This is a genomic window from Ilumatobacter sp. (assembly GCF_030065885.1).
In the GTDB taxonomy this organism is placed as follows: Bacteria; Actinomycetota; Acidimicrobiia; order Acidimicrobiales; family Ilumatobacteraceae; genus Ilumatobacter.
Genome location: NZ_JASJCS010000141.1, coordinates 1 through 11280 on the forward strand (window position 1 = coordinate 1; position 11280 = coordinate 11280).

The 11280-nt window shown below is 69.1% G+C and carries 7 protein-coding genes, 2 tRNA genes and 1 pseudogene; 7 read left to right on the forward strand and 3 right to left on the reverse strand.

Annotated elements, in window-relative coordinates:
• Window positions 1–1016, reverse strand: a pseudogene (locus QNJ12_RS21210) (hypothetical protein); the annotation flags it as partial.
• A complete protein-coding gene (locus tag QNJ12_RS21215) occupies window positions 1013–1561 on the reverse strand; it encodes an RNA polymerase sigma factor (RefSeq protein WP_300625760.1) in 549 nt (182 codons plus the stop codon). The pseudogene QNJ12_RS21210 and the gene QNJ12_RS21215, both read right to left, overlap by 4 nt.
• Before the next feature lie 107 nt (window positions 1562–1668).
• On the opposite strand from QNJ12_RS21215, the gene QNJ12_RS21220 reads away from it, so the two are divergent.
• The 5 genes from QNJ12_RS21220 to QNJ12_RS21240 all read left to right on the forward strand — a co-directional run bounded on the left by QNJ12_RS21220 (window position 1669) and on the right by QNJ12_RS21240 (window position 8872).
• A complete protein-coding gene (locus QNJ12_RS21220; protein ID WP_300625762.1) occupies window positions 1669–6339 on the forward strand; it encodes an NAD-glutamate dehydrogenase in 4671 nt (1556 codons plus the stop codon).
• 94 nt (window positions 6340–6433) lie between these two features.
• Window positions 6434–7831: a glutamate--tRNA ligase gene (gltX, locus tag QNJ12_RS21225; RefSeq protein WP_300625764.1), complete on the forward strand. Its 1398-nt coding sequence runs from the start codon at window positions 6434–6436 to the stop codon at window positions 7829–7831.
• A 28-nt stretch (window positions 7832–7859) separates the two neighbouring features.
• Window positions 7860–8564, forward strand: a complete 705-nt coding sequence (locus QNJ12_RS21230; protein WP_300625766.1) for a YdcF family protein — start codon at window positions 7860–7862, stop codon at window positions 8562–8564.
• Between the two features lie 80 nt (window positions 8565–8644).
• Window positions 8645–8719 (forward strand) — tRNA-Gln (locus QNJ12_RS21235).
• 77 nt (window positions 8720–8796) lie between these two features.
• Window positions 8797–8872, forward strand: a tRNA-Glu gene (locus tag QNJ12_RS21240).
• Between the two features lie 203 nt (window positions 8873–9075).
• Here QNJ12_RS21240 and QNJ12_RS21245 read toward each other — a convergent pair.
• Window positions 9076–9807 carry a DinB family protein gene (locus QNJ12_RS21245; protein ID WP_300625767.1) on the reverse strand — a complete coding sequence of 244 codons (732 nt, stop codon included), beginning with the start codon at window positions 9805–9807 and terminating at the stop codon, window positions 9076–9078.
• A 285-nt stretch (window positions 9808–10092) separates the two neighbouring features.
• On the opposite strand from QNJ12_RS21245, the gene QNJ12_RS21250 reads away from it, so the two are divergent.
• A complete protein-coding gene (locus QNJ12_RS21250) occupies window positions 10093–10800 on the forward strand; it encodes a VOC family protein (protein ID WP_300625769.1) in 708 nt (235 codons plus the stop codon).
• A gap of 152 nt (window positions 10801–10952) precedes the next feature.
• The coding region (locus tag QNJ12_RS21255) for an RDD family protein (RefSeq protein WP_300625770.1) at window positions 10953–11280 on the forward strand (328 nt) is incomplete at its 3' end.

An 11280-nucleotide genomic window follows, 5' to 3' on the forward strand; every position in this document is an offset into this window, starting at 1 on the left:
TGCCCGGGGTTGTCGGGCTTGCCGGGTGCCTCGGGGTTGCCGGGGTTGTCGGGCTTGCCGGGTGCCTCGGGGTTGCCGGGTGCCTCGGGCTGCCCGGGGTTGTCGGGCTTGCCGGGGTTCTCGGGCTGCCCGGGGTTGTCGGGCTTGCCGGGTGCCTCGGGGTTGCCGGGGTTGTCGGGCTTGCCGGGTGCCTCGGGGTTGCCGGGGTTGTCGGGCTTGCCGGTGCTGTCGTCGTCAGAGCGATCATCGTCGTCGGAGCGGTCATCGTCGTTCGACGCGCAGCGCGCCACCTCGCTGACCGCCTCACCATGGCCCGGACCAGGTTCGGTGGACCGGGCGACGCTCGAGACCGTCTGGCCGTGATTGCGGTCGCCGTCGTCGCACTCGTCGGCGCCGGTGCTGTCGTCGTCGGAGCCGTCGTCGTCGGACTTGCCGCAGTCGGACCGGGCGGCGGCGCTGACGGCGTCGCCGTGGCCGGGGCCGGGCTCGGTCGCCTGGGCGACGCTGGAGACGGTCTGGCCGTGGTTGCCGTCGGCGCAATCGACCGCCGCCTCACCGTCGGGGTCCTCGACGCCGTTGCCGTCGCCCGGCTGCGACTGGTTGGCCTCGTCACCGGCGATGGCGCCGCCAGCGCCGGCGTCGTCCGACGATGGCTCGGTCGTCGAACCTGCCGCCTGCGCCGGTGCCGGCTCGGTGGTGGCGGTGACGCTCGGCGCAGCATCGAGCACGGTCGACTCGGGAACGGTGGCAGCAGTGGACTCGGGTGGCGCGTCGGCGGCGGGCGAGAAGATTCCGGGGCCGGCGGCAGCGAGACCGCCGACCCCAAGACTGGCGACTGTGACAGCGGCGATGGCAACGCCGCGACGCGACCGAAGCCCAGAACGGTGGGGGACCGTTGCGGGAAGGGCTTCGACCATGGCCGCGACAGCAGCGGTCTCACCCAGGTGCTCTGCGGGAAGAGCGGGTGAACGCAATGCCGCGATCAGCGCATCGTCGTTGTGGTCAGTGCCGGTCACGCTGTAGATATCGTCCGCGCTCGGGGATCTGTTACATCCGGGTGCTGTTGGAGTCGTTTCAGGCCGCGGTGCACGAGTACGCGGACGGCGCCCTCGCGCCGGCCCATGACGACGGCGATCTCCGAGATGCTGAGCTCGGCGATGACCCGGAGCAGCACGGCCTCGGCCTGGTCGCCGGGCAGCGACCGCACGATCGCGAGCGCGCGCTCGAGCGCGCCACCGTCCTCCGCCTCGTCGGCAGCAGCGCGAGCTGCGAGCCGGGTCTCGGCCACACGATTGCGGTCGTCGAGGTCGCTGCGCCGCTTCGAGCTGCGGATGTCGTCGATCCGGCGGCGAGCGGCGATCGTGAACAGCCAGCGCCGGAAGTCGTGCTCGGACCCTTCGAACCGGGGCAGGCTCGATGCCACCTCGATCCACACCGTCGACGCCAGGTCGTCGGGCTCGGCCATGCCCTTGCCCCGGAAGTAGCGGAGCAGCAGGTGCTGGTAGGTGCGCCAGAGGTGTGCGAGCGCGTCGGTGTCCCCGGCCTTCGCTCGCTCGATCACCGCCTCCACAACTTCTAGTATCGGTCGCATGGCACGGGAACTGCAGCCCGTCGTCCGCTGGACCCCTGGTCAGCGGTATCGAGAGCGATGACGGGGGGCGTTCGCTCATGACCGACACACCAACGATCCGGCGGGTGGTCGATCTCGCCACGGAGCGGCGGCCCGACGACCCGCTGTTCGCCGACTTCCTCAGGGCCTACTACGGCGAGCTGCCCGAGTTCGATGTCGACGATCGCCACGACGCGGACCTCTACGCCGTGGCGCTCGCCCACCACTCACTGGGCCGCAACCGGACGCCGGGCGACACGTTCGTCCAGGTCCTGTCGCCGGATCGCGATCGCGACGGATGGCATTCGGATCGATCGGTCGTGCTGCTGGTCACCGACGACGTGCCCTTCCTCGTCGACACGGTTCGGATGGTGCTCGAACGGCACCAGGTGGCCACACACCTGCTCGTCCACCCGATGCTGTTCGCCACTCGCGATCCGGCCGGGGAGCTGGTCGGGGTCGCCAGCGCTGCCGCCGACGACTCGCCCTATGGCGTCCACCTCGAGGCCTGGACCCAGGTCGAGATCGATCGCTGCGACCCCGAGCGGGCCGAGGTGTTGCGAGCCGACATCGCCGAGGCGGTCGCGCTCGTCCACTCGATCGTCGGCGACTTCGACGCCATGCGCAGCCGGATGGGGGCGTTCCGCGATCTCGATCCGCTGCTCGAATGGCTCGCCTCACGCCACTTCGTCTTCCTCGGCGCGGCGACCTACGACGTGGTCGACGGCGAGGTCCGATGTCGCGAGGGATCCGCGCTCGGCACGTTGACGCCGGACTCGCCGGTCGACCCGGACATCAACATCGACGGTGAGGTCGTGTCGGTCGCCCGTTCGTCGCGCGTGTCGATCATCCATCGCCCGGCCCGCATGACCGTCGTCACCGTCCGGGCCGACGAGCCCGACGGCCCGGCGTTCCATCGCTTCGTCGGTTTGCTGGCATCGACGGTGTACCGGCAGAGCGTGCTCACCATCCCGTCGGTCGGCGAGCGGGCCCGGGCCGTCCTCGGGCTCGCGGCGAGCGGAGCCGAGACCCACACCGGCCGGTCGATGCGCAACGTGCTCGAGACCCTGCCGCGCGACCTCGCGTTCGAGCTCGACACCGACTCGTTGGCACGGCTCGTGATCGACGTCGTCGGTCTGCAGGAACGCCAGATCGTCCGGGTCTTCGACGTACCCGAGCCGGTCGGGGCGCTGTCGACGATGCTCGTGTACCTGCCGAAGAGCCGCTTCAACGCCCAGCTTCCCGAACAGGTCGCCGAGCGGGTCGCCGAGGCCTACGGCACGACGCCCCGCGATCTCGAGTCGTTCCTCGGCACGAGCAACCTCGCCCGCATCACCTTTACGCTCGAGCGAGCTGCCGAGACGCCTGACCTCGACGAGCTGTCGGACCAGGTCGACTCCTTCAGCACGGCCTGGCTCGACCGCGTCCACGATGTCGCCGTCCACGAGTTCGGCGAGTCCCGCGGCACGTCGCTCGTGCAGCGGATCGGACCCGCTGCGCCGGCCGCGTACCGCACCGGCGTCGATCCGCAGACGGCGGTGGGCGACTTCGCGCGGCTCGACGCTCTGATCGAGGGCGAGCGCGACACCGTGTGTGCGTTCGTCCGCCACGTCGACGCCGTCGAGGGCGTGTGGCGGATGCGGGTGTTCCGGCGGGATCACCCGATCGCGCTCTCCGACATGTTGCCGCTGCTCGGGCATCTCGGCCTGCGCGCCCTCGACGAGCACCCGTACTGCTTCCCGCTGGCGGGTGGCTCGTGCTTCGTCTACGACATCGGGGTCCGCGTGCCCGAGAACGTCACGATCGGTGATCGCCGTCATGCCGAGGTGCGCGAGGCGCTCGTCGGTCTGCTCGCGGGCGACATCGAACCCGACGGCTTCAACCGGCTGATCCTGTTGGGTGGGCTGACAGCACGCCAGGTCAACGTGCTGCGGGCGTACGCCAGGTACGCCCATCAGATCGGCTTCACGTTCAGCCAGGGCTACATCGAGGAGTCGTTCGCGCGCCTGCCGCACCTCGCGCGCCTGCTCGTCGACCTGTTCGAGATCCGGTTCGATCCAGATCGGGACGAAGCCGAGCGCGCAGTCGTCGTCGAAGCCACCCGCTCAGCGGTGCTCGGTGCGCTGGACGACGTGCCATCACTCGACGACGACCGCATCGGGCGGATGTTCCTGGCGATGATCCAGGCGACGCTGCGCACCAACGCCTACCAGGGGCGCCCGACGCTGGCGTTCAAGCTCGACCCGTCCGAGGTGCCCGACCTGCCCGAGCCACGGCCGGCGTTCGAGATCTTCGTCAGCTCGGCCCGCGTCGAGGGCGTCCACCTCCGCGGTGGACCGATCGCACGCGGCGGGCTGCGGTGGAGCGACCGGCCCGAGGACTATCGCACCGAGGTGCTCGGCCTGGTCAAGGCGCAGATGGTGAAGAACGCGGTGATCGTGCCGGTCGGCGCCAAGGGCGGGTTCGTGGTCAAGCGCCGCAAGGCGACGGCGGCCGAGAACCGGGAAGAAGCGGTCGAGTGCTACAAGATGTTCGTTCGTGGCCTGCTCGACCTGACCGACAACGTGGTCGCCGGCGAGATCGTGCCGCCCGACCGAACGGCGCGCTACGACGGCGACGACCCGTACCTGGTCGTGGCCGCCGACAAGGGCACGGCGACGTTCAGCGACACCGCCAACGAGGTCGCCGCCGAATACGGATTCTGGCTCGGCGACGCGTTCGCGTCCGGCGGCAGCGCCGGCTACGACCACAAAGCGATGGGCATCACCGCGCGCGGCGCGTGGGAGAGCGTGCGGCGTCACGCCATGGTGCTCGGCAAGAACGTCGACACCGACGAGCTGACGGCGGTCGGCATCGGCGACATGTCCGGCGACGTGTTCGGCAACGGCATGCTCCGATCGCCACACCTGAAGCTCGTGGCGGCCTTCGACCACCGCCACATCTTCATCGACCCCGATCCCGATCCGGCCGCCTCGTTCGTCGAGCGGCAACGGCTGTTCCAGATCCCGCGGTCGTCGTGGGCCGAGTACGACGCCGAACTGATCTCCGAGGGCGGCGGCGTCTTCCCGCGCACGCAGAAGTCGATCCCGATCTCGACGCAGGCGCGCGAGGTGCTCGGCGTCGAGGCCGAGCAGATGACACCGAACGAGCTGATCAAGGCGATCCTGTGCGCGCCCGTCGACCTGCTCTGGAACGGCGGCGTCGGCACGTACGTGAAGGCCACGTCGGAGAGCAACTCGGAGGTGGGCGACCGCGCCAACGACGCGCTGCGGGCAGATGCCACCGAGCTCCGCTGCAAGATCATCGGCGAGGGCGGCAACCTCGGCATCACACAACTCGCACGCGTCGAGTACGCGATCGGCGGCGGGCTGGTCTACACCGACGCCATCGACAACTCGGCCGGCGTCGACTGCAGCGACCACGAGGTGAACATCAAGATCCTGCTCGGCGACGTGATGGCCACCGGCGACATGACGCTGAAGCAGCGCAACGAATTGCTGGAGGAGATGACCGACGAGGTCGCCGAGCTCGTGCTCGACAACAACCGCGCCCAGACGCTGGCGCTGCTGATCGCGCGCACCCAGGGCCTGCCGATGGTCAACGTGCACGCCCGCTACCTCGACCTGCTCGAACGCGAGGGGTGGCTCGATCGTTCGCTCGAATTCCTCCCGTCCGACAAGGAGATCGCCGAACGGCAGTCGAACGGATCGGGTCTCCGCGCGCCCGAGCTGGCGGTGATGATCGCCTACACCAAGAACGCCAACATCAGCGAGATCATGAAGACCGATCTCCCCGACGAACCGGCGCTCGAGGCCGACCTGGTCAACTACTTCCCGACCCCGCTGCGCGAGCGATTTCGCGATCGGATGACGACGCATCGGCTGCGGCGCGAGATCGCCGCCACCGAGCTGATGAACCAGATGGTCAACCTGTCCGGCATCTCGTACGACCACCGCATGACCGAGGACACGGGCGCGTCCGTGACCGACGTGACCCGGGCCTGGCTCACGGTCCGCGAGGTGCTCGGGTTCCACGAGTGGTGGGACGAGATCGCCGAGCTCGACGGGCTCACGCTGGAGGATCAGCTCGAGTTGTTCCTCGACTGCCGTCGCACGGCCGAGCGCTGCTCGCTCTGGTTCATGCGCCACCGACGCCCGCCCGTCGACGTGTCGGTCGAGTCGGACCGGTTCCGCGAGCCCGTGCGCGAGCTGAGCGGCGAGTTGCTCGAGTGCCTCCGGGGCCCGATGCGCACCGCTGCCGACACGATGGTGGCGGCACGCATCGAACAGGGTGTTCCCGCCGAGCTGGCCGAGCGATCTGCCGTGTGGCGGTTGCTGCACACGACGTTCGACGTGATCGAGCTCGCCGACCGAACCGGCGCGCCACCGATCGCCGCGGCATCGACGTACTGGGAGGTGTTCGACCGCTTCGAGCTGATGTGGCTCTGGGATGCGGTCGGCGCGCTGCCACGCTCGGACCGCTGGCAGACGCAGGCCCGCAGCGCACTGCGCGACGACCTGCTGACCGCCCTGGCCGAGTTGACCGACAACGTGATGGAAACCGGCGATCGGTCGGTCGACGCCTGGATCGACGCCAACGAGCGGGCCGTCGATCGGGCGATCACCATGCTCACCGAGATCCGCCGTGCCGAGAGCTTCGACGTGACGAACCTGTCGGTCGCGCTCCGCCAGCTCCGCAACCTCGCGCTCACGTCGGTGCGGGAGTCGTGACGATCGGGCAGCGCACGGGCTCGGGCTGGCAGCCCACGCCTGTGTCGCACGAGACCTGAGCCGCATGCCCCGACGGCGATAGCGTCGACCTTGCATGGCCGCCACCCCGCGTTTCCGCTTCGCACCGTCGCCGACCGGCTTCTTCCACGTCGGCGGGGCCCGGACGGCACTGTTCAACTGGGCGCTCGCTCGGCAGTCAGGCGGCACGTTCGTGCTGCGCATCGAGGACACCGACGAGGCCCGCAACCGGCCCGAATGGACCCAGGGGATCATCGACGCACTGGCATGGATCGGCATCTCCGCCGACGCCCCGCACTTCGAAGGGCCGCACTTCCAGAGCGGCCAGATCGAGGCGCACCTGACGGCTGCCGACCGCCTCTTCGGGTCGGGCCACGCCTACTACTGCGACATGACGCACGAGGACGTCGAGCGGCGCGCCAAGTTCGAGGGCGTGACCGGCTACGGCGGCTGGTCGCGCAACAGTGGCCTCGGTCCCGGCCAGGGGCGCGTGCTGCGGTTCCGGGTCCCCGAGGGCACCACGGTCGTGCACGACTCCGTGCGTGGCGAGGTCGAGTTCGACAACGCCTCGATCGAGGACTTCGTGCTGGTGCGCGGCAATGGCACGCCGGTCTTCCTGCTCGCGAACGTGATCGACGACGCCGAGATGGGGATCACGCACGTCGTTCGCGCCGAAGAGCACTTGCCGAACACGCCGAAGCAGCAGATGATCTGGGAGGCGCTGGGGCTCGACGTGCCGGTCTGGGCCCATGTGCCCGTGCTGGTCAACGAGCAGCGCAAGAAGCTGTCGAAGCGGCGCGACAAGGTGGCGCTCGAGCAGTACCGCGATGAGGGCTTCCTCGCCGATGCGATGGTGAACTACCTGATGACGCTCGGGTGGTCGCCGGGTGAGGACGAGATCCAGCCGTGGTCGGTGATCGAGGAGGCGTTCCGGCTGGAGGATGTCAACCTGTCGCCGGCCTTCTTCGACATCAAGAAGCTGACTGCGTTCAACGGTGAGTACATCCGCGCCATGGGCACCGCCGAGCTCACCGAGGCCTGTCGCCCGTGGCTGCCTTCGGAGTGGGGCGCCGAGCCGTTCGCATCGATGGTGCCGCACATCCGAGAGCGGCTGAAGACGCTCGCCGATGCCCCGGGCGCGGTCGACTTCATGTACGTCGACGATCCCGAGGTCGACGAGGCGTCGTGGGACAAGGCCACCAAGCCCGAGTACGCGCTGCCGATGCTGCGCGACGTGATCGGCGCCTACGAGGGGGCCGACTGGGATCATCCGACGCTGAAGGCCACCATGGAGGGCCTGATGGAGGGCTACGGCATCAAGCTCGGCAAGGCGTCGGCGTTGACGCGGGTGGCGGTCACCGGTCGCTCGATCGGCCCGCCGCTGTTCGAGGCGCTCGAGGTCATGGGCCGCGACGAGTCGCTGCGTCGGATGCGGAACGCGCTCGTCCGGCTCGAAGCCGAGACCGGCGACTGACCGGCTGGGTTCCAGGACGGTGACCGCCATGGCCGACCAGACCGACGTCCCCGCTGACCCGGGGCAACGTGACGAGGTCGTTGCCGCTGGCTCCGACGAGCTCACGGCGGAGCAGTGGTGGCGCCGGCCGCCGTCGTGGAGGCGCGTCGTCGCCGCAGTCACGATCGTGCTCCTCGGCTACTACGCCGTCACGCTGGTGCAGGTCGTCAACGCCGGCCGGCAACACGGCGCGGGGCAGGCGGAGGCGATCGTCGTGCTCGGCGCAGCACAGTACGACGGCCGTCCGTCGGCGCAGCTCGCCGCCCGGCTCGACCACGCGCTCGCGCTCTGGGAGCAGGGCGTCGCCCCGTACGTGATGGTCACGGGTGGCAAGCTGCCGGGGGACCGGTTCACCGAGGCCGAGGCGTCGGCGGCGTACCTGCAGGAGCGTGGCGTGCCGGCCACGGCACTGCTGTCCGAGAACGCCGGGTCGACGACCTACGAGTCGCTCGACAGCGCCGCTGATCAGCTCGTCGCTCTCGGCTACGACGAAGTGGTGCTGGTGACCGACCCGTACCACTCGTTCCGCAGCAAGCTGATCGCCGAGGAGGTCGGCCTCGACCCGTCGGTCTCGTCGACGCCCGACAGCGTGGTGACCGGCTGGTCGAACGCCCGCCGCCATCTGCTCGAGGCCGGGGGAGTGGCCGTCGGTCGGCTCGTCGGCTTCGACCGCCTCAGCGACCTGACCGATTGATCCGACGGCTCGACGGCGGCCGGTCGCGCTGACCCAGGTGGTGTGACCGGTTGAGGCGATACACTCTCACGTCGCTCCGATGGGGTGTGGTGTAACTGGCAACACAGCAGATTCTGGTTCTGTCGTTAGGGGTTCGATTCCTCTCACCCCAACCATCCGGACGGCGCTCGGCGCGAGTCGTTGCGTCTCGTCCGGAAGACATAGCCCGGCGGTAACGTCGGGCGTGCAGCTTGGCCCGTTCGTCTAGTGGCCTAGGACACCACCCTCTCAAGGTGGCGGCACGGGTTCGAATCCCGTACGGGCTGCCAAGAAAACACCAGGTCAGAGCCACTCTCCGGTGTGGCTCTCCTGCTTCCCGGACTCGTTGCCAATCTGATGCCGATCTCTCTGGCGGGGCCCGATCGGCTTGGCTGCGTCGCCAATAGGCGTGGTCGGGATACGTCGTCGCCCGGGCGACGGAGCCGACCCAGGGTCGCGGAGTGCATCTCAAGCGGTCGCCCTGATCGGGTGTTCATCCGAGGAGGGCGAGGTCCCGGCGGACGTAGCGCAGGTGCGCCCACTCCTCTTCGAGGATCACGCGAACGCAGTCACCAACAGTGGGGTGCCAGTCCCCGCCGCCCCACGGGTTGTTGCGCTCTTCGGCGAGCAGCTCCGGTGTGGCGGTGGCCAGGAAGTCGGTCACGAGCTGCTGCCGTTCGGCTCGCACCGCCACGATGTCCTCGAGCGACGGTGTGTCGGAGCGAAAGATCGTCATGTCGAAGCCCATCTCGGCTGCACCGGTGAAGATCAGGCCGATCTCGTGGAACGGCTGTTCCATCCCCATGATCGCCCCGCGCAGCCAGGCGTCAGTCGCCAGCACGAGGTGACGCAGGGTGTCAGCGAGCGACCACTCGTCGTCGACGTGGGCGTCGACCAGTTCCGGGGGCGTCTTCGTGACTGTCGTGTCCCACGCGGCCTGCACTGCGACCCAACCGTCTCGCAGGCCCTCGGGCGTCTGTGCCTTCTGCAACTCGCGGCCGGGAAACTGTCGGTTGAGCTCAGCGTCGACGAACGGCACCACGTCGACGCCGTTGACGACGAGGCTGGCGAAGAACAGGTCATGGCTGTCGATGTCGAGCCCGGCGACGTCGACGCTGCGCATCGTTACCCCGCTGACGTCGCAGGATCTCATGATGGCGCCCTTGAAGCTGGTCCTGACGAAGGTTGCGCCTTCGAACTCCTGGGTACCGGAATAGTTCGTCATCCTCGCATTCTCGTCGCTCGACATCGACAGGCCGTCGCCGCCGACGGTGCTTCGGAACCGATTGCGCTGGCCAGGGGAGGGTCGTGGAGTCGTACCCCAGGACACGCACGGCGTGGCAGTCGGCGTCGCCGCTTCACATCGCCACACCGAGCCTGTTCGATCAGGCGGACTTCACCTACAGTCGGAGCGCGGACAAGAGTCATTCGGTGATGCGCAAGGCTGCGCGCGCAAGACGGGTGCGATCGAGACAGCGGTGAGGATCGAATCAGAAAGTGAGCTGTATCCATGGACATGCTGATGGGCGACAAGATCGCCGACGCCGATCTGGCCGACTGGCGCAAGTTGGCCCAAGGACTCCACGCCCGCTACCTGATCGACGACTTCGGCACCGGCGCACGGTTCATCAGTGCTGTGGGCGAGGCGGGTGACGAGGTCGACCACCATCCGATCGTCTCGATGGGCGCCGGGTACGTCGACCTCAAGCTGATCACCGACGACGCCATCTACCGCGAAGACGACGGCACCGAACACGTCGTGGCGTGGCCGACCCAACAGGACGTCGATCTCGCACGGCGGATCACCGAGATCGCAGCCGACCAGCACCTCGTCGCGGACCCGGCCGCGGTCAGCCAGATCGAACTCGGCCTCGACACCCCACATTCTGCGACGATCGCACCGGTGTGGGCCGCCCTGCTCACCGGGAACCCGGCCGCGCAGGGCCACGGATCCCCCAGCGACGAGATCCGCGACGCCACCGGCCGGATCCCGAATCTGTGGTTCGGTGGCGCCGACGATGACGAGGCGCCGCGTCAGCGGTTCCACGTCGAGGTCTACGTCGCGCCCGAGGTAGCCGCACAACGAGTCACCGCAGCCGTCGCCGCCGGCGGAACCGTCGTCGACGACACCAACTCGCCAGGACTCACCGTCATCGCCGATCAGGACGGCAACACCGGAATCCTGTGCGTCGACACCTCCGCTGTGAAACAGGACTGACCGGCCACCCGCTGCCCGAGAGCCGGCCGCCCGTCCTGCCTCGGCGTCGGCCTCGTCCTGGATGTTCGCGCCGCTGCGGCCTCGGATGCGGCCGCGGTGGACGTCGTGCGTCGGTTCGACCGCATCCCGGACCTCGGGCCATGCTGGCCGGCGTGACCGATGCAGCGCCGACACCGGCAGACCAGGATCGCTTCGCCGGGCCGACGCATCGACTCGGGGCGGGACTCGTCAACATCCTCATCTGGTTCGTGTTCATCGCTGCGCTCGCCGCTCTCGTGGGCGTGGTCGCCGCATCGCTGCTCGTCGGCGTGCTCGGGACGGTGGTCTACGTCTCGATGGTCGCGACGCTCGGCGGCTCGCCCGGCAAGCTCGCCCTCGGGCTCCGGGTCACGCTCGACGACGGCACGACGACCCCGCCGGGCTGGCGGCCCGCCATCATGAGGGCCGTGCCCTCGCTGGTCGGATGGGTGCCGTTCATCG